The sequence below is a fragment of the Neolewinella xylanilytica genome, from assembly GCF_002934605.1.
GTDB classification, from domain to species: Bacteria; Bacteroidota; Bacteroidia; order Chitinophagales; family Saprospiraceae; genus Neolewinella; species Neolewinella xylanilytica.
This window is the reverse complement of the sequence record NZ_PTJC01000005.1, coordinates 941,312-965,472: the sequence shown is the minus strand read 5'-3', so window position 1 is coordinate 965,472 and position 24,161 is coordinate 941,312. Positions and strand designations below refer to the sequence as shown.

General features: G+C 59.7%; 21 protein-coding genes. 5 read left to right on the top strand and 16 right to left on the bottom strand.

Annotated elements, in window-relative coordinates; genetic code table 11:
* Window positions 1-230 precede the first annotated feature (230 nt).
* Both CLV84_RS03815 and CLV84_RS03810 read right to left on the bottom strand, forming a co-directional pair.
* Window positions 231-1,541, bottom strand: a complete 1,311-nt coding sequence (locus CLV84_RS03815) for a lipopolysaccharide biosynthesis protein (protein ID WP_104418403.1) — start codon at window positions 1,539-1,541, stop codon at window positions 231-233.
* Window positions 1,531-2,865: a saccharopine dehydrogenase C-terminal domain-containing protein gene (locus CLV84_RS03810; protein ID WP_104418402.1), complete on the bottom strand. Its 1,335-nt coding sequence runs from the start codon at window positions 2,863-2,865 to the stop codon at window positions 1,531-1,533. Before CLV84_RS03810 ends, CLV84_RS03815 begins: the two co-directional genes overlap by 11 nt.
* Before the next feature lie 218 nt (window positions 2,866-3,083).
* Between CLV84_RS03810 and CLV84_RS03805 the strand changes: the two genes are divergently transcribed.
* Window positions 3,084-3,479 carry a four helix bundle protein gene (locus CLV84_RS03805; RefSeq protein ID WP_104418401.1) on the top strand — a complete coding sequence of 132 codons (396 nt, stop codon included), beginning with the start codon at window positions 3,084-3,086 and terminating at the stop codon, window positions 3,477-3,479.
* A gap of 69 nt (window positions 3,480-3,548) precedes the next feature.
* Here CLV84_RS03805 and CLV84_RS03800 read toward each other — a convergent pair whose 3' ends face one another.
* From CLV84_RS03800 to CLV84_RS03775, 6 genes are all read right to left on the bottom strand, one after another.
* Entirely contained in the window at window positions 3,549-4,313 is a 765-nt protein-coding gene (locus CLV84_RS03800) for a zinc ribbon domain-containing protein (RefSeq protein ID WP_104418400.1), read from the bottom strand.
* Window positions 4,314-4,333: 20 nt separating this feature from the next.
* Window positions 4,334-5,137: a Nif3-like dinuclear metal center hexameric protein gene (locus tag CLV84_RS03795; protein ID WP_104418399.1), complete on the bottom strand. Its 804-nt coding sequence runs from the start codon at window positions 5,135-5,137 to the stop codon at window positions 4,334-4,336.
* A 106-nt stretch (window positions 5,138-5,243) separates the two neighbouring features.
* Window positions 5,244-7,499, bottom strand: coding sequence for a S9 family peptidase (locus CLV84_RS03790; RefSeq protein WP_245911373.1), 2,256 nt, complete (start codon window positions 7,497-7,499; stop codon window positions 5,244-5,246).
* A 2-nt stretch (window positions 7,500-7,501) separates the two neighbouring features.
* On the bottom strand, window positions 7,502-7,999 hold the full coding sequence (gene rfaE2, locus CLV84_RS03785; RefSeq protein WP_104418398.1) for a D-glycero-beta-D-manno-heptose 1-phosphate adenylyltransferase: 498 nt from the start codon (window positions 7,997-7,999) through the stop codon (window positions 7,502-7,504).
* Between the two features lie 123 nt (window positions 8,000-8,122).
* Window positions 8,123-8,599 carry a hypothetical protein gene (locus CLV84_RS03780; RefSeq protein ID WP_104418397.1) on the bottom strand — a complete coding sequence of 159 codons (477 nt, stop codon included), beginning with the start codon at window positions 8,597-8,599 and terminating at the stop codon, window positions 8,123-8,125.
* Window positions 8,586-9,530 (bottom strand): D-2-hydroxyacid dehydrogenase, encoded by a 945-nt coding sequence (locus CLV84_RS03775; RefSeq protein ID WP_104418396.1) that lies wholly within the window; start codon window positions 9,528-9,530, stop codon window positions 8,586-8,588. The genes CLV84_RS03780 and CLV84_RS03775 overlap by 14 nt, the downstream gene beginning before the upstream one ends.
* 170 nt (window positions 9,531-9,700) lie before the next feature.
* On the opposite strand from CLV84_RS03775, the gene CLV84_RS03770 reads away from it, so the two are divergent.
* Window positions 9,701-10,276, top strand: coding sequence for a CvpA family protein (locus tag CLV84_RS03770; RefSeq protein WP_104418395.1), 576 nt, complete (start codon window positions 9,701-9,703; stop codon window positions 10,274-10,276).
* Between the two features lie 82 nt (window positions 10,277-10,358).
* Window positions 10,359-11,603 carry a sensor histidine kinase gene (locus CLV84_RS03765; RefSeq protein WP_104418394.1) on the top strand — a complete coding sequence of 415 codons (1,245 nt, stop codon included), beginning with the start codon at window positions 10,359-10,361 and terminating at the stop codon, window positions 11,601-11,603.
* Here the strand turns inward: CLV84_RS03765 and holA are convergent.
* Complete coding sequence (holA, locus tag CLV84_RS03760; RefSeq protein ID WP_104418393.1) at window positions 11,593-12,627, bottom strand: DNA polymerase III subunit delta; 1,035 nt, start codon at window positions 12,625-12,627, stop codon at window positions 11,593-11,595. The genes CLV84_RS03765 and holA overlap by 11 nt on opposite strands.
* A gap of 111 nt (window positions 12,628-12,738) precedes the next feature.
* On the opposite strand from holA, the gene CLV84_RS03755 reads away from it, so the two are divergent.
* Window positions 12,739-13,509, top strand: a complete 771-nt coding sequence (locus CLV84_RS03755; RefSeq protein WP_104418392.1) for an ABC transporter ATP-binding protein — start codon at window positions 12,739-12,741, stop codon at window positions 13,507-13,509.
* Window positions 13,502-15,136 carry a hypothetical protein gene (locus tag CLV84_RS03750; protein ID WP_104418391.1) on the top strand — a complete coding sequence of 545 codons (1,635 nt, stop codon included), beginning with the start codon at window positions 13,502-13,504 and terminating at the stop codon, window positions 15,134-15,136. Before CLV84_RS03755 ends, CLV84_RS03750 begins: the two co-directional genes overlap by 8 nt.
* Here CLV84_RS03750 and CLV84_RS03745 read toward each other — a convergent pair.
* The 7 genes from CLV84_RS03745 to CLV84_RS03715 form a co-directional block, all read right to left on the bottom strand.
* The gene (locus CLV84_RS03745) at window positions 15,125-16,300 is read right to left on the bottom strand and encodes an aspartate aminotransferase family protein (RefSeq protein WP_170067554.1); all 1,176 of its coding nucleotides are present in this window, start codon (window positions 16,298-16,300) and stop codon (window positions 15,125-15,127) included. The two genes, CLV84_RS03750 and CLV84_RS03745, sit on opposite strands and share 12 nt — an antisense overlap.
* Before the next feature lie 226 nt (window positions 16,301-16,526).
* Window positions 16,527-17,027 (bottom strand): DUF4252 domain-containing protein, encoded by a 501-nt coding sequence (locus tag CLV84_RS03740; protein ID WP_170067553.1) that lies wholly within the window; start codon window positions 17,025-17,027, stop codon window positions 16,527-16,529.
* A gap of 22 nt (window positions 17,028-17,049) precedes the next feature.
* A complete protein-coding gene (locus CLV84_RS03735; RefSeq protein ID WP_104418389.1) occupies window positions 17,050-17,550 on the bottom strand; it encodes a DUF4252 domain-containing protein in 501 nt (166 codons plus the stop codon).
* A gap of 41 nt (window positions 17,551-17,591) precedes the next feature.
* The gene (locus CLV84_RS03730; RefSeq protein ID WP_104418388.1) at window positions 17,592-18,056 is read right to left on the bottom strand and encodes a hypothetical protein; all 465 of its coding nucleotides are present in this window, start codon (window positions 18,054-18,056) and stop codon (window positions 17,592-17,594) included.
* Entirely contained in the window at window positions 18,053-18,556 is a 504-nt protein-coding gene (locus tag CLV84_RS03725; RefSeq protein WP_104418387.1) for an RNA polymerase sigma factor, read from the bottom strand. Before CLV84_RS03725 ends, CLV84_RS03730 begins: the two co-directional genes overlap by 4 nt.
* A gap of 1,745 nt (window positions 18,557-20,301) precedes the next feature.
* On the bottom strand, window positions 20,302-21,336 hold the full coding sequence (locus tag CLV84_RS03720) for a radical SAM/SPASM domain-containing protein (RefSeq protein WP_104418386.1): 1,035 nt from the start codon (window positions 21,334-21,336) through the stop codon (window positions 20,302-20,304).
* 102 nt (window positions 21,337-21,438) lie between these two features.
* Window positions 21,439-24,093 carry a DUF5916 domain-containing protein gene (locus CLV84_RS03715; RefSeq protein WP_104418385.1) on the bottom strand — a complete coding sequence of 885 codons (2,655 nt, stop codon included), beginning with the start codon at window positions 24,091-24,093 and terminating at the stop codon, window positions 21,439-21,441.
* Window positions 24,094-24,161: the final 68 nt, after the last annotated feature.

Genomic DNA, 24,161 nt, shown 5'->3' with positions numbered 1-24,161 from the left:
TCACCGAGGCGGACGGCCCGTAGCCCCACCGGCATCCCGGAGTCATACAGGAAACCACGAAGTAGCGGCGCAGCCAATCCGTGCAAATCCGTGCCCAAACCGCCGAAGGCAGCCGCGAAGCGAATCCGTGGCCATCCGTGTTGAGATTCCCGCGAAACGAAACAGCCTTCGAAGAAGTCGATCCGTATCGAGATTTCCAAGCAAAGCGATCTGAAGCAACGCATGTCAACCTACAACAACAAATAATACGCCCCAAAGAGCACCACCAAATACACTCCGTACCACCGCAAATCCGCATAGCTGCGCCAGGCCGTTTTAGTGCGGTACCGTAAGTAAATAATCAGGCAGATTTCGTGGAAGTAGCTAGCGATCACCGTAGCCCAGATGATCCCCAGTAGTCCGAATCGCGGAGCCAAAACGAGGGATAGTACGATGTTGACCACTAGCTCCAGTACGGCCCAGAGGTACAACTGCTTCGTCTCCCGCAGCGCGGTCAGTACGGTCATCGCGAAGACCAGCCGGCAGCCCACGACCAACAGGTAAGTCCGGAACACCGGCAGGCTATCGGCGAAGGTGTCGGTGAAGACGGCCGTCCACCACCAGTCGGCGGTGAGCAGCATAAGCAGGGTGAGGCCGAATACGTAATGAAACAGCTTGCGCGACTGCCGGCGCAGCAGGTCCAGGCCGCCGCCCCGCTCCCGCGCGATGAGGGGGATCGTCACCACCGTCATCCCGTTAATCAGAGCGGCCAGAAACGGGAGCTCCCGCACCCCGTAGCGGAACACGGCGAAAACCGCTTCGTCTCCGCCCGACCAGTAGTTCACCACCCACGGGTCGACGGCCACCACCAGCGCCGCCACCGTAGCGTAGGCCATCAGGGGGGCGCTTACTTTCATCCACTCCCGCAGGTCGGGCAACCAGGTAGCACGGACGTCCGCCGGGGAAGGGGTTGCAGTAAGCCAGGACCATAAGCCGATTCCCACCAACTTGGCACCCGCGAACAACGCCAACGTACGCATCCCCTCCAGCATCCCGTAGCCAAGGTAGAGCGGGAGCAGGAGGGAAAGCATCAGCCCCAGCGCGTTGACGACCGCGTAACCGACTAGCAGCCGTACCCGTCCGGTCAGCAACAGCGTTTGCTCGAAGCAGTAGGATGGCCACCGACTCAGCAGGAGGACGAAAAAAAAGTACCATCCCAGCGGCGGCCCGTCGAGTTGCAACAGGCGAAACAACTGGGGATGCAGAACGGCTGCCGTGAGTAGGACGGCCGCGGAAAGCAGCGCGAAGACGGTGATGGCGCGGTGGGCGAATCCACCCGATCGATCCGCGGGCAGCTCCCCCATTAGTACCAGGAAACCCTGCAGCAAGCCGCTCGTCCAGCTGAAACCGAGGACGTAGCCGATGAAGAGAAGCGATTCCCATTCACCGATATCCGCCCGCGACAAGCCGAGCCGGGGCAGCGCCAGGGCGATGAGGATGTAAGCCCCCTGCCGGGCAGCCTGGTTGAACTGTCCGGCTCGTACGAGGGTGCTAGAGGTCAACCGTATGATGGGTAAACTTCAATCCGTAATCCTGCATCTCTTCCAGTACCGGCTCGTAGACCTCGCGCATGGTGGGGATATGCACGCCGGTGGAGTGAATCTTGTGCTGGGTCATCAGCCGAACGAAAATGCCCAGCGGCAAGCCGACCAGCCGGGCCATGGCCGTATCGCGGGAGTCGTTGCCCTTCATCACCAGGTTGGAGATGTCGCGCTTGTTTTTGCCGTCCAGCCGGTAATCGATCTGGTGTTGCATGACGATCAGGTCCTTATCGTTGGGCTGGAGCTTCCACTTATCGAGCAGCAGGTTTTCCAGGATGAGGGCAGGGGTGGCCCCCTTCAGCCGGATCCGTTTTTTGCGGAAAAGCCCGAGCCAGATGAGCCGTTTCATGACCTCCCCCTTCGGTTCGAGTTTCAGCATGCCGGCGATGCGGTCCTTTACCGAGCCGTTGCCGCTTGGGGCCAGTGCCTCCATGAGTTCGTGGTAGGTGATGTTGGCGCTGTCGAGGATGGGGAAGTCACCGTCCGTCATACCGATGCGGACCAGGGCGTTCCAGGCCGCACAGTAGCCGGGGTAGCGCAGGGTTCCCCGCAGGATGGTGGGAATGTCGTTGAGGCCATACTGATCGCGGTAAAGGAGGCTGTCGCGGTTGGCGTAGGCTTCGAATTTACCGATCCCTTCGACCTCCACGTCCCATGTGCTCTGGAATAGCCGGTAGTACGGGAGGTACTTCAGTTTGCCGTTGTCGAGGTACTGGGCGGTACCCTGGCCGGCAAGCACGACGTTACGGGGGTTCCAGGTGAATTTGTAGCCCCAGGGGTTATCGTTGCTTTCGGGCGAGATCAGTCCCCCGGTGAAAGACTTGAAAGCGGTCACTTCGCCCCCCTTTTCCCGGATCGCGTTGATGCGCTGCATGGCCGACATATGGTCGATGCCGGGGTCCAGCCCCATTTCGCCCATGAACATGAGCTCGCGGTTGCGGGCCTCGTCGCCAAGTCGGTAAAGTTCCTGGCTTACGTAGCTGGCGGTGACCAGGTGCTTCTTCAGACGGATGCATTCCTGGGCCACTTCGATGTGAAGGTGGGCCGGCAGGAGGGAAACGACGATATCCGAGCGGCCGATGAGCTCGCGGCGGTCGTTGGTCTTGGTCACGTCGAGCCAGGCGGTCTGCCCGCGGGGGTGACCGTTGACCTTAGCGGCGGCCACGGTGGGGTCGGCATCGGCTACGGTCACGTTCCAACCAAAGGCTTCGCTGTTATCGAGCGCATAGTTGATCAGGGCGGTGGAGGAGCGACCCGCGCCTATGATTAGTATTCTGGAGGACATGGGGTAAATATAGTACGGTAGTTGGTAGTCGATGACTTCGTCATCGGAGTAGTACGATAGTTATGCGATGGACCGATTAGAGCTACTTCACCGAACCTAATGGAAATGCCCAGGTACGCACCGGACAACCGTGTATAAACGTATATAATCGCAAGTATTCGTTTAATTGACGACAAGTTGAGTCTATTGATCGCACATTTGACTAACAACTTCCAAATATGCAATCATCCAAATTCCGCCGTTGGCTTGGTTATCAAAAAGCCCTACGGTTATGTCGATCTATTGAACGACTTACCTACACTTTCCCCCGTCGCGAAGAGCGGCGGCTATCCGATCAAATTATTCGCTCCTCCCGCTCCGTGTGCGCTAACCTTGCGGAAGCTTACGGCCGCAGAGCGTACCCAAAACACTTCACCGCGAAGGTGACGGATTGTATCACAGAAAACTACGAAACGCAGGTATGGCTGGATATTGCGCTGGATAGCCAATATCTAGCTACCGCTCATTACCACAGTTACATCTTGGCTTCCGAGGAAGTAGGCAAACTTTTGTCCTACATGCTAAGAAATCCCGGCCAGTTCACTTTACCTCCCGGTCAAATCCTCAAAGGGTGACGAGGCTACCGTACTACTCCGCTGCGCAAGCAGCGACTACCGTACTAAAGGAGATCGCCCAGCGATCGACTAAGACTCCACCGCTTCCTCCTCCAAAATCGAATCGTCCACCAGCACCCGGCTGCAGTGCTCGCAGGCCATCAGGCGCTTGCGCTGGCTGATCTCGAGTTGCTGTTGGGGCGGAATAGCGTTGAAGCAACCGCCGCAGGCGTTCCGCTGCACGGTCACGACGGCCAGGCCGTTGCGGAAGTTGGCGCGGGTCTTGTCGTAGGCGCGCAGTAGGCGGTCTTCGATGAGCTTGCGCTGCTTGTCGGACTGCCGGCGCAGTTTCTTTTCCTCTTTCTCCGTTTTGGCGATAATGCTCTTTAGCTCTTCCTGCTTTACGTCGAGCAGTTTCAGCTTGGCGTCGCGGCGCTCCTTGGTCGCGTCAAGGGTGGCGGTACGGCCTTCGAGGTCCTCGTTGGCGGTCTTGGCTTTTTTCTGGCTGAGCTGGATTTCGAGCCGCTGCATTTCGGTCTCCTTCATCAGGGCCTCGTACTCGCGGTTGTTCTTGACGTTGTTCATCTGCTCCTCGTAGCGGGTGATGAGCATGTCGGACTCCTTCATGTTCGCTTCGTGGCGACCGATCTCGTGCTTGAGCTCGTCGACGAGCCCTTCCGTACGGCTGATCCGGGTTTCGAGACCGGCGATCTCGTCTTCCAGGTCACTGACCTCCATGGGGAGTTCTCCCTTGAGGATCTCAATCTCGTCGATCTGGGAGTCAATCAGTTGCAGGCGATACAGTTCGCGCATTTTTTCTTCAACCGTCAAGTCGGTGGGGGCAGCAGCAGCCATGCAGAATATCTTTATAGTGGTTACAGGGTCCTGTCGAAAGCGTAGCGGACCGGATTGGTGTTCCGTTCCGTCGAAAGGACCGCAAAGGTAGTAAATTCTTTAGTTAACAACTCCGCAAGTAATTGAGTTGTAAACTGTTCGCTTTCGTAGTGCCCGATATCACAAATTACGATCTGCCCGTCGGCGTCGAAAAACTCGTGGTATTTATAATCGGCGGTCACGAAAACCTGCGCGCCCGCCCGCTTCGCATCCTCCAGCAGGAAGCCCCCGGCCCCCCCGGCCACGGCTACGGTACGTACGCTTTGCCCCAGTAGCGCCGTGTGGCGAACTACCGGTACGCGCATTTTTTCCCGTAGGGTGGCCAGGAATGTTTTCTCCTCCACCGGATCGGCCAGCATACCCACCATCCCCGAGCCCACCGTGCCTTCCTCGTTCTTCGCCCGCAGCAGGCGCAGGTCCGTTAACCCCAGCCGCTCCGCGATCCGCTCGTTCACGCCCCGGTAGCGGACGTTGTCGAGGTTGGTGTGAATGGCATAAATGGCGATGCCGGACCGGATAGCCTTAATGACCGTACGCTCGACGTAATTAGCACCGTTCAGCCGTTTCAGCCCCCGGAACACGATCGGGTGATGGGCCACGACCATATTGCACCCGCGCTCCGCCGCCTCCTGGATAATTTCCTCGGTACAGTCCAGACTGGTCAGAATACCGGTCACCTCCGTCTGCGGCTCGCCCACGATCAGCCCGGCATTGTCGTAGCTCTCCTGTAGGTGGGCGGGGGCGATGCTTTCGAGATAATCGGTTACGGCTTGTATGCTTGGCATGGTTGTCGGTTGTCGGCCCTGTGATCGGATGGCTTCCGGAACGGTAGCGGAGGGGGCATCCGATGGCTACGTTTTCCTTTTTTGCGGCGGGGCGCGGGAGAAAGGCTTAGTCTTCCGGCCAAGTAATATCCCAACGAGGTTCCCGGCCCAGCAAGTGCTCCACGAAGTAATTCCAGCGGAGTTTGGTGAAATACCGGCCGGCCTTTCCCGTGTACCCGTGGCGCTGGCTGGGTAAGATCAGCATATCGAAGCGCTTGTCCGCCCGGATCAACGCCTCGGCGAGCTTAAAGGTGGCAGAAGGGTTCACGTTCTCGTCGATGCCCCCGTGGGTGATGAGCAGTTTTCCACGAAGATTGCCCGCCATGGTGATGTTAGACTGCAGATGGTAAGCCGAATCCACCGGCCAGCCCATGTACATCTCCGGCCACCAGGCCTTTTCCATGCGGTGGTCGTGGTCGGCCGAGCTGGCTACGGCTACCTTGTAGAAGTCGGGATAGGCGAGCACCGCGTGCCCCGCATCGTAACCGCCGGCACTGTGGCCGAAGATGCCCACCCTGCTCGTGTCCACCCAGGTGTGCCGCTCGCCCAACTGGCGGATGGCCGCCACGTGGTCGCCCAAGTTTCCGCCGAGGTTCTTATAGGAATAATCGTGAAACGCCTTCGACCGTCCGGGGGATCCCCGACCGTCGATCCGTACCACCAGAAAACCCAACTCCGCGAAGGACTGCAGGGAAAGGCCCGCCCCGTAGTCGGTCGGAAAAACGTACGTATGCGGTCCGGTATAGCTGGCGTCGATCACCGGGTACCGGCGGGTGGAATCGAAGTCGGTCGGCTTCCAGATGGCCCCGTAAATTTCGGTTTGCCCGTCGGCGGCGAGGGCCGTGAACGCCTCGGGGGGCGTCCAGTCGCCGAGACCACTTGCTTCCGCTACCGCCAGCTGGGTGAGCACCTCACCGCCGGCGGCGTCGCGGACTACGGTGCGGGTCGGCGTGGAAACGGTCGAATAGTTATCGACCAGATAGTTCCCGTCCGGCGAGAAGCTGATGCGGTGATTGGCGTTTTCCGGGGTAAGGAGTTGCAGGTCGCTACCGTCAAAGTCCACCCGGTACAGCTGCTGGTGGTAAGGATTGTGCCCGGGCTCCCGGCCGGAGGCAAGGAAGTACACCGTGGCCGCCGCCTCGTCGACCCGGACGATTTCGTTGACGTAAAAGTCGCCCCGGGTCAGCCGGTTTTCCCGCCCGGTGGTTAGTTCGAGGCCGTAAAGCTGCCGCCAGCCGGATTTTTCGGAAAGGAAGAATAGCCGGTCGCTCGACTCGGCCAATTCGACCGAGAAGTTATCGATGTTGGTCGGGCTGCTTTCGGCGTAGAGGGTATCCAGGCGCCCGGTGGACAAGTCGAGTGTGTAGAGCCCGACGCTTTTGAATCCGCGCGGCTGCCACTGCAGGTACACCTTCCCCGGGGTTTCGGACCACCGGACATCGACGGCGTTAATGTGGGTACCCCGGGGCAGCCCGGTAGTGACCCGCTCCCCCGTGCGAACGTTGAAGAATTCAGGCTCTAGGTACACCATACCGGTATCGCCGGGGGAGCCCCGGTAATACGAAAGCAGTCGGGGCCGGAAAAGGCTATCGACGCTCCAGTCCAGCAAGTACATTTTATTGGCACTGCGGAGATCGACGCGGTTGGCGAGCAACCATTCCCCGTCCGGCGACCATTCGACCCCGAAGTGCTCCGGTCGCGGTCCGTTCTCTCCTTCGATGATATCATCCCAGCCGTACCAGGAGGCGTAGGCATAGGCTTTCGTTCCGTCGGTAGTGAGGGGACGTCGTTCCGTGGAATCCGGTTTGCGCAGGTACAGGTTATGGTTTTCCGCGTAGGCTACCCAACTGCTGTCCGGGGAAAAGCTGACGGCGTTCGGCGCGGATTCCGGTGCTTCGTCCCTGCCCAGCTCATTGGATTCAGCATCGAAAAGAAAGCTTTCGCTACCGACCGTGAAAGACAGTCTGCTGTCACCCCGGTAACGAAGGTTTTCCAGGGGCAGGTCAGTTGGATCGAAATCCTCCCCCAGCGCCTCCTCGAGGGATTCGGCTAGCCGCTCCCGATCGAAAAGAGGTTGCGGTTGCCCTGGCGGCAAGGAAACGGATAGGTACCGCTTCTCCTCCCCCGAGCGATCAATGAACCACAGTCCGGTACTGTCCGGAAACCAGTTCGGCCGTACGAAGGTGTTGACCAAGCGATCCTGGGTACGCTCCGGCAGGAAGCCTATGGCCCGTTGGTAAACCCCCGGCGCGATCGTATCCTGAGCGATCATTTCCCGGGTCGGGAGCAGTAGAAAAGCGATCGCGAGCAGGAACGGGTGCATACTTAGGCCACTTCTTCGCGAATGGTAGAGAGGATTCGGGTACTGCTGTGGCCTTCCAGGTACGGAAGCACCTCCACCGTTCCGCCCCAGCTACGCACCTCGGATGCCCCGACGATCGTCTCTTCGGTATAATCGCCGCCTTTTACCAGCACGTCCGGTCGCAAATGCTTGATGAGCTCGATGGGCGTGTCTTCCTCGAAGGCGATGACCCCGTCCACAAAGAAGAAGCTGGCCAGTAACTGCATCCGGGCCTCGAGCGACATCACCGGGCGGGTGTCGCCCTTTAACCGGCGTACGCTGGCATCGGAATTGACGCCGATGATCAGCCGGTGGCCGAGCCCGGCGGCTTGCGCCAGGTAGGTGAGGTGACCGGGATGCACCAGATCGAAGACCCCGTTGGTAAATACGGTGCGCTGGCTAACGGTACGCCAACCACAGCGGCGGCGGCTAAGGTCGGCGAGGGGAAGGATCTTGTCGTAGACGAGTTCGAGTGGCGTCATGGCGAAAATTCGCTGGGAAAATAGAATTGTCCCCTCAAGCTACGGGGAATTCGGCGCACGCCGACCATTATCCCTACAAATCGTAAAACCCGGCATCACAAACACCAAGCAAACAGCTCGTTTTCAATGCCTTACACCCGAACGATACCTAACCCAGGCATTGTAAACCAGCCGAAAGGGCATAACAATCGACGCCACGACCGCCCACACCCCGAAGAAACGGTACTCGGCGTGCATGTAGTTGTCCATGGTGCCGCCGAGGTCCGGCTCCAGTCCCCGCACGAGCACGTCCGGCCCGCGCTCGTCGAAGTAAATGATGAACGCGTTGAATTCCTGCACCATATAAAAGATCAACGGGATGAGCAGGAAGGCTACCGCGGCTTGCGCGATCAACCGATCGCGCAGCCAGGTAACCCGTAATAGGAAGAGGTAACGCGTGAGGGTGACCGCTACGACGACGTAGATGAAATTCGGGAGGTAGAACGGGAAATCCGGGATGGTGCTGTAGATGGGCAGCAACACCATACAGGCCAGCACCACCGCAAAGGCCCACCAGCTGAATTCGAAAATGGCCGATATGCTTCCCTTACTGCTTACCAAAATGGTCGCGGATCTTTTCGAACAGCTCGACGCCGATGTTGTCTTGCGCTTCGCCGGTAGCCGCTCCGATGTGGGGAGAAACGCTCAGGCGCGGGTGCTCCAGCAGATCGCGACGTGGAGTGGGTTCTCCGACGAATACGTCCAGGGCGGCTCCGGCGATCTTGCCGCTGTTCAGGGCTTGTAGCAGCGCGTCTTCGTTGATGACGCCGCCGCGACTGGTGTTGGCGATGATGACGCCGTCCTTCATCTTACCGATCTCCTCGGTGCCGATCAGGTTTCCGCCGGGCACGTGGATGGTGATGTAATCCGCCTGGCTGATGGCTTCGTCCAGGGGTACGGTATCGAGTTTGAAATCAATGTCGCGGCCGTCGGCGAAGCTGAGCTTGACGGTGTCGGAATCCTTGTACAGGTCGACCGGTAGCACCTTCATACCCAGGCCGAGGCCGATGCGGGCGGCGGCGATACCGATCCGGCCGAACCCGATGATGGCCAGCGTACGCCCGCGGAGCTGCTGCCCCTCACCGTACGCTTTTTTAAGCTTGTTGAAATCCCCGTCGGTCGCGGTCAGTTCGCGGTTGCTACGGTGGAGGAAGCGGCTCAGGGCGAAGAAGTGCCCGAAGACCAGTTCCGCGACGGCATCGCTGGAAGCAGCGGGGGTGTTGTAGGTAGGAATTCCCTTGCTCTCGGCGTACTCGTGGTCGATGTTGTCGATGCCCACGCCGCCCCGCAGGATCGCCTTCAGGTTGGGGCTGGCGTCGATAAGGTCCTTCCGCACCTTGGTGGCGCTGCGGACGATGATGGCGTCGTAATCGTTGAGCTTGGTCATCAGCTCGTCCTGGGGGATTTTCTTGGTGTCGACTTCGAAGCCGGCGTCCTCGAGAAGTTGTTGGCCGTTGGCTGCGATGCCGTCGTTGGCGAGTATGCGGATCATGTAATGATATGTTTTGCTAGTTGCTGGGTAACGTCAGCTCCGGCGCTTTGATCACCGAAGCGCCGCAAAGTTAGCAATCCTCAACCCGGTGGGCCTACCGTTTGTCTTATAAGCTGCACGGTCCATCGACTTCCCCTGCGCGGCGTGCGTGAACCTCCTATTTTTGTCCCATGGTCATCGATATAATCTGCCTGGTCTTCCTTGCCTACGGCTTCTGGGTCGGCTACAGCCGGGGCATCATCTCTACGGTGCTCAGCCTGGTGAGCTACGTTTTCGGGATCCTCGCGGCCATGAAGTTCGGCCCCGTAGCGGCCGAAATGATCTTCAACGCCTTCCCGGCCGTGACCAGCGCGGGCGCCTTTATACTGGGGGTCGTGCTGCTGTTCTTCCTGACCCTGGTGCTATTCCGCATCCTGGCCCGCGGGCTCACGGGCATCCTCGAATCGGTCAACATTAACTTCATCAACCAGATCCTGGGCGGTATCCTGTCCGGGTTGTTCTTCACTTTCATCTTTTCCGGACTGGTGTACTTCGGCGACCGCAGCAAGATTATCACCGATGAAGTCCGGGCCGATAGCGTCACCTACCCCGTGCTCGCCCAGCTCCCCGATATCGTGATCGATAACGCCCAGGCCGTCTTCCCCATCTTCTACGATTTCTACGAGCAGGCCGTCGATGCCATGGACCGGCTGCGGGACGGCGTGGACCGATCGGAATCCGATAGCATCTTTGACCTCGAAGAGTAGTATATTAGGCCGCTTGTTATTCGATGGGGTCCGGTTAGGCCCTCCATCCACTCACTAATCTTGACGATAGAGGCCCAGGCCTATGGAAATTCCCGCTCTTCCCCGCAACGAAGCGGACCGGATCGGTGCTTTACGTGCCTACGCGATCCTGGACACCCTGCCCGAACAGCAATTCGACGACCTGGTAACGCTGGCCGCCAGTATCTGCCAGACGCCCGTGTCCCTCATTAGCTTGGTCGATACCGATCGCTGCTGGTTCAAAGCCAATCATGGCCTGGAAGGCATGACGGAGGCACCCCGCGATATTGCCTACGCGGCCCACGTCGTTAGCGACCCCACCAAACAACTAATCGTGGAAGACGCCCTGCAGGATCCGCGATTCCGTGATTCTCCCCTGGTCCGTACCGATCCCTCGATGCGGTTTTACGTCGGCACGCCACTGGTCGACGACCAGGGCTTCGTACTCGGCACCCTTTGCGTTATTGACGAAAAGCCCCGGAAGCTCGATGAAAGGCAACTTTCTACCCTCCGCATACTAGCGACCCAGGCCGTCAGTCAGATCCAACTCCGCGAACGGGTCCGGCGCATCGCCGAGTTAAATCGCGAGCTGGAAGCGAAGAACGAAGAACTCGACCAGTTCGCTTCGATCATTTCCCACGACCTGAAGGAGCCCCTGCGCACGGTACGTAATTTCGTGGATCTGTTGCTCGATGAGCAAGCCCAACAACTTGATCAATCCGGCCGGGAGTATCTGAGCTTTATCGATCGCACTACTTCCCATATGCATAGCATGGTCGAGGATATGCTCCGCTACGTCCGGATCGGCCACGACCGCGAGAAAACGACGGTTTCCCTGTCCGATCTACTGGCGGACATCAAGGAAGATTTCGGGCTCCTCCTTACCGAGTGCAAAGCTAAAATCCACGCCGAGCGTCTACCCGATGTATTCGGTTTCCCGGCCGAACTGCGGCAATTGCTGCAAAACCTGCTGTCGAACGCCCTGAAGTTTACCCGCCCCGGCGTGCCGCCGCAGATCCACATTGCCGCCCAGGAGCTCGCGAATGGTTGGAAGATCACGTTCCAGGATAACGGCATCGGCATCCCGGAGTCCGGGCAGCAGCGCATCTTTCGGCTCTTCGAGCGCCTCCACCACGCGGATGTATACGGCGGACAGGGGATCGGCCTGGCTTTCTGCAGCAAAATCGTGCATTTGCACGGTGGGAAAATCGGGGTAACGAACAACGAAGGTCCCGGCGCCACATTTTGGTTCAGTCTACCGAAAGCTTCGGCCCCGCTCGGTGAATCCTTCGCCCCGCCTACTGCGTGACGCCCGCGCCCACGTGCATCATTCTCCACACCAGTTCCTTCATCAGTTCGCCTTCTTCCTTTCCCGCCAGGTTGCTGCCAACCCCTTTGCTCTTCAAATCGTATTCCCGCAGTAGGGCGAAAACCGTGTAGAGGTCATTCAGCGTGTACTGGCGGGCGGTACGCTCGTAGTCGGCCAGGAAGAAATCGAAGCGTAAACCCAGGGCGCTCATGATGGCCTGCCGGCTCTCCCGTTTGGCGTGCAGCTCCTTCAGCAAAAAGACTTTGCTGAAGTAATTGTACAGGCTTCCCGTCACCATCGGCAGCGGGGCGGCTTTGGGGTTGGCGCGAAAGTAGTGGAGAATGCGGGCGGCTTTCGTGCTTTCGCCGTGGCCGATGGCGCGCTGCAGTTCGAAGACGTTGTAATCCTTGCTGATCCCAACTTGCTCTTCCACGATCTCGGTGGTGACCTCCGTGCCCTTCGCCAGGTTGAGCATGAGCTTGTCGAGCTCGTTGGTGATCTTGCCCAGGCTGGTGCCGAGGTATTCGGCCAGCAGCGTACTGGCTTCGGGCTTAATGCCGTACTTGCGGTCCTTCAGGTAGTGGGTGATCCAGGCCGGCACCTTGTTGTCGTAGAGGGCCTTGGATTCGAAGACCACCCCGTTCTTACGGATGTTCTTGAAGAGCGTCAGGTTACCGTTCAGCTTCTTGTGCTTGTGGCTGATGACGAGGACGGTCGTCGGAGCCGGCTTATCGACGTAGGCGGCGAGTTCCTTCAGGTCGCGCATATCCTGGGCCTCCCGCAGGATCACCAGTTGCCTTTCGGCCATCATCGGGAAGCGACGGGCGGCGTCCACGATCTGCAGGTATTCGGTATCCTTGCCGTAGGCGATGGTCTGGTTGAAGGCCCGTTCGTGCTCCGCCAGGGCGTGGCGTTCGATCGCCTCCTCCAGCTGGTCGATGAAGTAGGGTTCCTCTCCGTGGAGCAGGTAGACCGGCTTGAAGTCCTTAGCCTTGATGGATTTTAGTAGGGCGGGGAAGTCCATGGGGCGAAGGTACGCAAGCCGGAAGTTGCCATCTTTCCTCCCGCGCTCCGGCGCCCGAAAGACCCAGCGCGAAATTCGTTCGTACCTTAGTCGGCAACCCTAAAACCCCGCATGCCCCCTGCTCTCGAACTGCGCGGACTGCGCAAAAGCTACTACCAAAAGCCTGTCCTCTTCGGGCTGGACCTAACCGTGGCGCCGGGGCAGATCGTCGGCTACATCGGGCCGAACGGCGCGGGCAAGACTACGACCCTGCGGATTCTCGGCGGGCTGGACAATCGCTTCGACGGGGAAGTACGGGTACTCGGGATCGACGTGAGAAAAGACCCGCTATCGGTAAAGCGGCGCATCGGCTACCTGCCGGAGAGCGCGGACCTGTACGACGTGCTTACCCCGGCCGAATTCTACGACCTCGTCGGCAGCCTGCACGGCATGGAAGAGCCGCGCATCCGCGACCGGGCCGCCCGCCTGGAGGAGTACCTGGGCCTCAGCTACCGGCGCAACCAGCGCATGGACAGCTTCAGCAAAGGCATGCGGCAGAAGGTGCTGCTGACGAGCATCCTGCTGCACGACCCCGACCTGATTTTCATGGACGAGCCGCTGAACGGACTGGACGCCAACAGCGTCATCCGGGTGAAGGACCTGCTGCGGCAGCTCACCGAGCGGGGTAAAACGATCTTCTACAGCAGCCACATCATGGACGTGGTGGAGCGGATCAGCGACCGCATCATCCTGCTCAACGACGGGCGCATCGCCGCCAACGGTACCTTCGCCGAACTGAACGCCCGGGCTCACAGCGACAACCTGGAACACCTCTTCACCCAGCTGACCGGCGGGCGGGCCGGCGGTGAGGGGCCGCGGTTTAACCTGGACAGCGATGAATAGGCTGCTGCTGTGGTCGGTGGCGCGCCTGGCGCCCGTATGGCAACGCCTGGGGGCTGACCCGCGGGCCCTGCGCCTGATCCTGGCTAGCAAGATGAAGATCGGCGACCGGTCGCTAAAGATGATGGGGCAAACCAGGGGGAAGTCTTCGGACTACACTATCCTGATCTACTGTCTGCTATTCATATTTGGCAGCATCCTTGTTTTTCTCTACCTGGCCATAGACGATAAGGCCACCGCCGTGGGGATGATCTTTACCTTTATTTCGGTGTACCTGGGTTTTATGCTCGTGACCGAGATGACGGACACGCTGTTCGACACCCGCGACCTGACGCTCCTCTACAGCCGGCCGGTTACGGACGCTACCCTGAGTCTGTCGCGCGGACTGTACGTCTACTTATTCGCGAGCAAATTCGTTTTGCCGCTGACGATCCCGCTGGGATTGGCGCTGCTCTACCTGGCCCCGCTGCTGGTGCCGGTGTACGCCCTGCTCTGCGTTCTCCTGACCGTGATCGTGGTTAGCATGACCCTGGGACTGTACCTGACCCTGCTGCGGCGCATGTCGCCGGACCGGTTGCGGAGGGTGATGGGGTACCTGCAGGTGGTCCTGACCACCCTGTTCATCGTGCTGTACCAGCTGCCGAACCTGATCAACCTGACGGACTCGGGGGACGGGGTGTTCGACCTCCGGATCGTCGGCACGGCGTGGGGATTTTGCTGGCCCGGTTTCTGGCTCGGCGGTGTCTGGGACAGCGTGACCTACTTCGGCGCCCGTCCGCTGAGCCTGGTACAGGGGCTGCTCGGTATTGGCGCGGCCGCGGTGGGGGTGCGGTACTACGTCAGCCAGGGAAGCAACTACGGATCGCAGCTGATGGGCGTCCGGATCGCCGGCTCGGAGCCGGCGGACGACAGCCCCGAAAAGAACTTGACTCCGGTCTTCTTCGCCCGCTACCGCAACTGGTGGGGGCGACTGACGACCCGTACCGGGCCGGAGCGGGGGAGCTACCGCTTCAACGCGGCGCTCATGACCCGCGATTTCAATTATAAGCAGCAAGTCTATCCCGGGCTACTTATTCCCCTGTTGATCGCGGTGGGGTTCGCGGGGCAACGCCTCGTGGCTGGCGGGGACCCCCTGGGACCGGGCGGGGTGATTACGTCCCTGTACATATTTGCCATTCTGATCGTAAGCCCCCTGGTTTCGGCGCGGCTGAGTGAAAACTTCCGGGCGGGGTGGGTATGGCAGACGAATCCGGTCGAGCGACTGAATCCGATCCTGTACGGTCAGTTGATGGCCGTCGTCGGCCTCTTCTTCGTACCCGTGGGTTTGGTGGTGTACGTTTGCGTGGGGATCGTGGCCGGGGCCGGGGTCTTCGATGACATTCTGCTCAGTCTGGCGGCCATTCTGCTGGCATCGATCCTCTTTCAGTACACGGAGCGCTCCCTTCCCTTTTCCCAGGAAAAGAACGCCGGTGGATTTCAGGCCATCGGGCCGATGTTTCTCATCCTGTTTCTGGGGAGCTTGGCGGGACTGGCGCACTACGGCCTGACCTTTATTCCGTACGGGGTAGCGCTCGGTACGGTCGTGGCGTGGGTGGTTTGCCTGCTTGCACTCCGCGGGCTACGTCGCTAGCGCCTCCAGGATTACCCCGCACGCCCATTCCAGTTCCGCTTCGGAAATGGTCAGCGGCGGAGCGATTCGCAGGCTGCGCTCATTCCACAGGAACCAGTCGGTGATCAGACCGCGTTCGAGGCAGCCGGCAATTACCCGCCTTACTTCGTCAAAATCGTCCAGCTCCACGGCCATCCAGAGGCCGGCGGAGCGCAGGTGCCGGATCTTCGGGTGCACTAATAAGCGGTGCACCAGGGCTTCCTTCTCCGGCACCGACCGGATGTGTTCTGGACGATCGATTAGCTCCCGCAGTACGGCCAGGCCTGCGGCACAGCTCACCGGATGCCCCCCGAAGGTAGTAATATGGCCTAGCACGGGATCGACGGTCAGCGTCTCCATCAATTTCCGGGAAGCCACGAAGGCGCCCAGGGGCATTCCGCCGCCGAAACCTTTCGCGAGCAACAAGATATCGGGTACGATGCCGTACTGCTCGAAGGCAAAGAGGGTGCCGGTGCGGCCCATGCCGGCCTGTATCTCGTCGAGGATGAGCAGGGCGCCGGTTTCATCGCAGCGGCGGCGTACGGCATGGATCCATTCCGGCCTGGGCTTCCGGATGCCCCACTCGGCCTGGACCGTTTCCAGGATGACCGCGGCGGTATCGGTGGTGATGCGCCCCAGACAGTGATCGCAATTGAAGTCAAGGTGGGTCACCCCCGGAAGCAAGGGGTGGAAGGGCCGGGTGAAGTCCTTCGGCCACATCAGGCTGGCGGCCCCCTGGGTGCTGCCGTGGTAACTGCGGGTGGCGGATACGAAGCCGGTGCGCCCCGTGATCCGCTTGGCCAGCTTCATGGCGCCCTCCACGGCTTCGGTACCGGAATTGGTGAAGTAAACGTTATCGAGGGATTCGGGAAGCTGGGCGCAAAGCAGCGTAGCCAGTTCGACCTGTGTACTCAGCACGAACTCGCCGTAAACGAGGGTGTGCATGTAAGTGCCGGCCTGCCGTTGTACGGCTTCGACGACGGCCGGGTGATTGTGTCCGAGGGCGCTCACCCCGATGCCGGCGATCAGGTCGAGGTAGCGCTTGCCGTTCGCATCGATCAGGTATACGCCTTCTCCCCCGGCAATTTCGAGTCCCATGGGGGCGGGGCTGGTCTGGGCTACGTGTTTCAGGAAGTTGGCGCGCATGGCGCTAAGGTAGTACGGTAGTACGGTAGTCGGCCGGCTGCGCCGTCCGGGGTAGTACGGTAGTCGCTCCCTGCGGTCGCGGTTAGTACGGTAGTGGGATAGTAACTCCCTGCGGTCGCTGTTAGTAGATGCGGCTTTGGTCGGCTGGCTTCGCCATCCGGGGTAGTATGGTAGGAGCTTCCTTCGGTCGTGGTTAGTACGGCAGGTGGGGACATCGGACTAACTGCTAAAGCTCCTCCAAATTAGCTACCAGCTCCCCCAGCTCCGTGGCGCTTAGATTGGCGCGGGCGGAGACCAGCGTGGTGCGTTCGCCGTCCTGCAGAACTACCACCAGGTCGCGGATGCGTTCCTTTTTGTACCGGACGGTGAGGGAGATCCGCTCGCCGTCCTGGGTACGAATGTCGGCCCACCGCTCGAAATCCTTGTAGCGTTCGAGGCTGAAGAGGAGATTAACGATGCTGGCACCGGGTGCCTCGAAGTCTTCGTTATCGTAAGTAAGGACCCGCAAGGTGCCCAACTCTCCCGCCAGGCTGAAAACGGCCTGCTCGTGGGGGTCGTCGGTCGCGTGTTCGGCAATGTCGCTGGCCAGGCCGATCAACCAGCCGGGGACCGTCAGTGCTACGTTCTCCTCCCCCCGGCGGTGTTCTTTGATGAAGTCCCTTATCACCTGATCCTGGGCGGAAATGCCGGAGGAAAGCAAACACAGGAGAAGTAGTATTCTAAGCATGGCGGAAGGATTGAGGGGGTGATTACTCGAGGGCGCGCTGCAACTCGCCGAGTTTGGAGATATCGATCTTGCCCACGAAGCTGAGCATGGCGAAGGTGTCGTCGGCACCGACGAGCAGGAAGAGCTCATTGACTACGGCGTTCTCGTCCTGGATGAAGGCCTCGACGTTCTGGCCGTCCTGGGTACGCACCTTGAAGAGGAGCTCGTAGGCATCGGTGCTGATCCGTTGCTTGGCTTCCTGGTAAAAGCGATCGGGGGTGATATCGGTATGCAGGACGCGGATGCCCTGGATGTCCTGTACGACGTTGCGGATCGCGGCGATCTCCTTTTCGTCCATTTCCTCGAGGTCCAGGTCGGCATCCTCGAAGAGGTCGAACATTTTTCCGGAGACGTAAACGGCCGTGAAGCGCTCGTCGTCGACGTACTCGCTGAAGTAGTTGCTGATGGCGTCCAGTTGAGCGATTTTTTGCGCGGACGCGGGAGCAACGCAGATCAATAACAGGAAAGCACTTAGGAATTTCATCGGTGTATATGTTGGTCGGCGGGTTAGGCCGTAAGGGTTAATTAATCCAGGATCCGTTCCACCTCCCGCAATTCGCGAATGGTGATTTCCGGTGCCTTGGTCAGGTTTTCGGAGGTGTTTTTCAGCACCTTTTTGAGGAAGCGCATGGCCTCCTTCTCGTCGGTTATCTCGTGGCGGCTCCAGTCTACCGGTTGCCGCTGCGCTACCGGGAAGCCGGTGACGTCCGGGGCCTGCTGCCGGTGCACAAATTGCACGGTGAGCAGTAACAGGATTGCCGCGGCGACCGCCAACAAGCGCCGCGGGAGTTTCCGCACGGGGGCGGTACGCTTCGGCGGGGCCGTTGTGGCAAGTTCCGCCTCCCAGTAGTGAAAGAGTGGGGCGTAGTGTTGGAGTTGCGGGGCTACGTCGCCGTTGCGGAAGTATGCCTTCAACGCGGCCTCTTCCTCCAGCGAGGTCGATCCGGCGAAATAGCGTTCGATCAGTTCGGTGGCTTGTGCGTGCTTCATCGTTCGACGATTTTCTCTTTTACTAATAGCTCCCGCAGCCGCTGCCGGCCCCGGTGGAGGTAGACTTTCACCTGCTCCATTTTCAGTCCGGTCACCTCGGTGATTTCGCGGTAGCTCATGCCTTCCACTTCCCGTAGCTGCAGCACGGTGCGCTGATCCAGGGGCAGTTTCTCCATTTGCCGGCGGATGTGGTGGAGGGTATCCTCCGTTTCCACCAGCCGGTGGGGTGTCCGATCACAGGCTTCTCCCGGAGCAGCGGCTCGCTCGTACGACGAGCGCGTCTTCCGCGACCGTAACCGGTCGATCGCCCGGTTGTGGGTCATCTTCATGAGCCAGGCGGGCGGGTTGTCGAGCCGCACGATCTCGTCCTGCCGCTGCCATCCGCTGAGGAGTACATCCTGTACGACGTCCTCGGCTTCGCTCCCATCACCGGTCATTCGCAGGGCCAGCCGGTACAGGCGGTCGCGAACGGTATCGATGAGGGAAGTAAAGCTTTGCACGTCGGGGCGTTTGGTTGGTACACGGACGAACCTCGGTGCTTTGTTACAGTGGGGTTACCTTTTTTCGACAGATTACTGCATCAGTGGTGCCAATATGGGTGGAGGACCTCCGGTCCGACTTTATTCCGCTCGGCGGTAGGCAAACCAATGGCTTAATCCTCCGTCCGGCGCTATCTCAACACAGACCGGCTACGCCGGCACGGATCGCTTCGCTAGGGCACGGATGGACACGGATTTGGCTGCGCCGCTACTGCGTGGTTACCCGCAGCATAGTTCGATTCTACGGATTTCAACAAGCCCACTTTCATCCCACGCGATTCTATAAAAACGAATAATCCCAGGCAACGGCCCCCAAATCCCAGAAGCATGCGCCAGCCAAATCAAAAATCAAGAATTCCGAAAATCAAGAATCGCCAATCTTCTCCACTCACACAGACCGGCTACGCCGGCACGGATCGCTGCGCTAGGACACGGATTGGCTGCGCCGCTACTGCGTGGTTGCCCGCAGCATAGTTTGATTCCACGGATTTCAACAAGCCCACTTTAATCCCACGCCATTCTATCAAAACGAATAATCCCAGGCAACGGCCCCCAAATCCCGGAAGCACGCGGCAGCCAAATCAAAAATCAAGAATTCCGAAAATCAAGAATCGCCAATCTTCTCCACTCACACAGACCGGCTACGCCGGCACGGATCGCTTCGCTAAGGGCACGGACGGCCACGGATTTTTCTCGCAGCATAGTTCCATTTTACGGATTCGGATAAGCCCGCTTTAATCCCACGCCATTCTATCAAAACGAATAATCCCAGGCTACGGCCCCCAAATCCCAGAAGCATGCGCCAGCCAAATCAAAAATCAAGAATTCCGAAAATCAAGAATCGCCAATCTTCCCCACTCACACAGACCGGCTGCGCCGGCACGGATCGCTTCGCTAGGGAACGGATGGACACGGATTTGGCTGCGCCGCTACTGCGTGGTTACCCGCAGCATAGTTCGATTCCACGGATTTGAACAAGCCCGCTATCATTCCACGCCATGTTATCAAAACGAATAGGCCCAGGCAACGGCCCCCAAATCCCGGAAGCACGCGGCAGCCAAATCAAAAATCAAGAATTCCGAAAATCAAGAATCGCCCATCTTCTCCACTCACACAGACCGGCTGCGCCGGCACGGATCGCTTCGCTAGGGAACGGATGGACACGGATGTGGCTGTGCCGCTACTGCGTGGTTACCCGCCGCATAGTTCCATTTTACGTATTCGGATAAGCCCGCCTTCATCCCACCCCATGTTATCAAAACAATAGGCCCAGGCAACGGCCCCCAAATCCCGGAAGCATGCGCCAGCCAAATCACAAATCAAGAATCCCGAAAATCAAGAATCGCCAATCCTATACCTCACCCTATGCCGCTAGCCACACCATCGGCGCCACGACCAATTCCACACCACAGCAGCTCAACCGACAGCCACCAAATCGTAAATCAAAAACCCCACTCCTCCAACTCTGGAAAATGGCCGGTTAAGATTACCCAGACTGGCGAATCTGTCCAAATCCACCGGAACCGGTGAGGTTGACCCATCGCATGGCGATTGCCCGGGAAGGAGAAGGGAGATTGCCAGCTGATGGTGACTCGGCGTGGAACGCCTCGACCTTGGGGTATACTACCGCCCGACGAGGCCACAGGAACGATCAAAGCACCCCTCACCTTCGTACTTTTTACTTCGTACTTCAGCCTTCGTACTTTCTACACTTCCGCCCCCAGCCACACCTCGCACCCCTCCGTGCAGTTCTGGCAGATGTCAATCTCGGCGCGTCCCTTCAGCAATTTCGTGCGGAAATCATCGTAGGCCGCGCCATCCCATACCTCGTGTAGTCCTTCCGATTTCACGTCGCCAAGCCGGTGGGTGACGTCCTTATCGAAGCAGCAGGGGGCCACCAGGCCGTCCCAGGTGATGACGCAGCTGTGCCAGAGTTTCCAGCAATGGTTCTGGAGCTTGTTCTTGAGGCCGTAGGTGCCGTCGGGTTTTTTGTAGTAGCGGGCGTACCGTTCCTGCTCCGGCATCAGCGGGTTGCCGTGCTCGTAGTCGTAGAGCTGGGCCGACTTGAACTTCACCTCGTCGATGCCGATCTCGTCGGCCAGGCGCACCACGTCGGCCATCTGGTGCTCGTTGGGTTTGACCACCAGGAACTGGAAGATGAGGTGGGGGGTGGCCGACTTCATCTCCCGCTTCCACTTTACCAGGTTCCGGGCGCCCTGTAGCACGGTTTCCAGTTTTCCCGATTTGCGGTACTGTTCGTACACCTCCTGGGTGGTGCCGTCGACGCTGATGATGAGCCGGTCCAGTCCGCTCTCGATGGTGCGCCGGGCGTTGGCGTCGTTTAGAAAATGGCCGTTGGTCGAAGTGATGGTATAGATCCCGCGCTCCGTCGCCTCCTTCACCATGTCGAGGAAGTCCGGATTGATGTACGGCTCCCCCTGAAAGTAAAAAATGAGGTAGAGCAGGCGGTCGGCGATGTCGTCCAGGGTGCGGCGGAAAAAGTCGGCCTTGAGGTTGCCGGTCGGGCGGGTAAATTGCCGCAAGCCGCTCGGGCACTCCGGGCACCGTAGGTTGCAGGCCGTAGTCGGTTCGAAGGAAACGGTAAAGGGCTTGCCCCACACCACCGGCCGTTGCAACCAGCGCGTGGCGTAGTAGCTGGCGATCACCTTCCCGGCATTCACCGCGCGGCGGGGCGTGAGCTTCCGCACAAAATTCAGGGTGTCACGCAGGTAAAGGGCCATGGGCCGAAGATACGGCGGACCGCTTCCCCGCAAAAAAGGAACCGACCGGCGAAAGCCGATCGGTTACCCAAAGAGACAATGTAATCAACTAAAACGGTTTCTCTACCGGTACCACCGGTAGGTTGCTTTGACCAGGAAGGTGTTGCGGGTCTCGTCGGAGAAGACGTTCGATCCGAGGCTACGCAGTAAGCCCTGCGTGGGGTCGCCGCTGGCCGTGTTCCCCTGCGCCCACACCAGGAAGATCTCCGATCCGGGGCGATACTCCCAGCGGATGACCATATTGGAGCGGAACTGGATGAAGTTGAAGTCCGGGTCGCCGACTTCCAGTTCGCCTTCGGCGGATCGGATGCGGTAAAGCCCCTCCTCCGTGTCGTAGGTGACCGCCGCGTCGGAAAAAGCGGTGAACCGTTCCCCGAAGGTTTCCGCCATTCCCGCGCCGGTGAATTGCTTGAAATCCTGGTACGTGCCCCGGCTGATGAAGGGCTGGCCGTAGTACTGGAGCGTCAGGTCCGGGGTCAGGTTATAGGTGAAGCGGAGCGTAGTGCTAAACGTTCGCTGGTCTACCGACGCGACGAGGTAGGTCGTGCCTCCGGCGACGTCCTGTTGATCGACGTACTGATCCGCCCGCCGGAAGGTCGAATAGTCGGGGGAGATATTTACGGAGACCGCGTCGAAGGGTTGCCAGTTGGCCCATACCCCGACCGAGCCCTCGCGGTGGGTACCGTCGAAGGTGCGGTATTCGTAGGCATTCACCCCTACGGTGACTTTCTTTCGTTGGTCGGAGTTGACGTAGCCGAAGTATTCCACACCGGGGCTTCGCCGGAGAATGGGGCCACCCCGCAAATCGGTTTTGGACGCCCGGTAGGCCACGTAGGAGGCCCCGGCCCCGCCGTTCATGAAGTTGGTGAAGTTGGCGTGGGTGTTGACGTTGAAGGTTTGCTGGAGCAGGTTCCCCCCGAAATCCAGGGTGGTGTACACGTTGCCGTTGACCTGGAATCGGCGGAAGATCGAAAAGGGCTCCTGCCAGCGTCGGGCCATCCAGCCGAAGTAGTTGATCTCATCGGCGTTGCGCATGAAACCGATGTCGTTGATCTCGAAGCCGGGAGAGCGCCAGGTCGCCCCGGTTTCGAAGATGAAGTTGCCCCCCAGATTTCCCACTTTCAACATGCCACTGCTGCCGTTGAGCCGGGTGGCGCTGCTGTCGACCTCCAGGTGGGTTGCGTCGGGGCGCTGGAAGAAGTGCTCAAAACCGGTCTGCGTTTCCAGGATGGCCTCCTTACTTCCCCTAACCGAAGACAGTACCGTGTTTCCGCTGACGTACCAGGCTCTGTCCTTCCACCGGTGAGTAAAGTCCAGGCCGCCGGAATAGGCCTCGCGGTGCAGAAAGCCGAGTTCGGGGTCGTCGCCGAGAGAACGCTGTACGCCGGTCATGATGGCGCCGACGTAGGTGTCGCCGCCCCGGAAATCCTGCTGCACCCGCCCCACTTGGTAATTGGTGAAGGGCTCCACCACCGTTTCGTTGCGTTCGCCGGCCAGGTCGATCGTCGCCATCTCCCGCTCCGTAATGCTTTCCAATAGGCCCACGCTCAGTCCGGAACTGGTCTTGCCACTGAATTTCGCGGCACCGAGAATGGTGGTATTCACCGGCTGGTCGACGTAGTACCGGCGATCCGCTTCGGAGGATACCACCCGGTGCGGGCTCCCCCCGATCCGCCGGGAGTAGAACAGCTGGTCCGACGTATGGCCGCCGCCGGCCTCGGCCTGCGAAAGATTAAAGTCGAAGATATTCTGCCCCTCCACGAAGAATGGCCGCTGCTCCCGGAAAAAGATCTGGTAGCCGTCGAGGTTGAGGGCACCCGGGTCGGCCTCCACCTGGCCGAAATCGGGGTTGATGGTCAGGTCCAGCGTCAGGTCGTTCGTCACCCCGATGCGGGCGTCCAGACCGGCGGAAAGCCGGTTATCGGCGCCGTCGGCGAAGGGGTTGTTTTCCTCCAGGGGGTAGGTAGCCCGCTGCGCGACTACGTACGGTTGTAATTCTATGGTGCGGCGGGGTTGCAGGTCGCGCAGCCCCCGCAATTCCCCGAACCGGCTTACCCAACCCGAAGCGTTCCGGTCGCGGGGCTGCCAGAGGCTCCGTTCGTCCATCCGGAAGTCCATCCGGGTAGATTGAATGCCCCAAACCTGGTCGTCACCGGAAGAAAAACGCAGCTGCGACAGGGGGATGCGCATTTCCGCCGTCCAGCCCGCCGAATCCAGTTGGGTTTTCGCTTCCCAGATGGGGTTCCAGGAGCTATCCCAGTTGTTGCCGTCGTTGGATACGAACTCGTCGCCCTTCACCCCCGAGGCGGAGACCGTGAAGGAAAAGGCCGTCCGCTTGTCGTGGTAGCTGTCGATGTTGAGTTCCACCCAGTCGCCGGGAAACTCGTCGCGCCGCCCCATCCGTTGTTCGATCTTGTCGGGCTGGCTGTCCAGGCAGCGAAAGGCAACGTATAGGTTGCGATCGTCGTAGAGGACCTTGAGGTAGGTCAACTGGGTGGGCGCCGCACCGGCGTTGGGCTGAAACTGGACGTAATCGCCGCTCCACTCGACCGCCTCCCAGGCCGCCTCCGTGGGGCTACCGTCCATCAGCGGGGCCTCCCCCTGGATCCGCTCGGTCTGGAAAGTCCGCTGGGGATAGAGCAGCTGCGTGGTGGTGTCCTGACCGAAAAGCGGCAGGCTCACGAGCAACAAGGAGTAGATCGGGAAACGCAGTCTCATAAACGCGGAGTGTACCGCAACGACGAAAGCTAATTGGACTGGTTGCACGGCATCTGAATTTTTCCTGA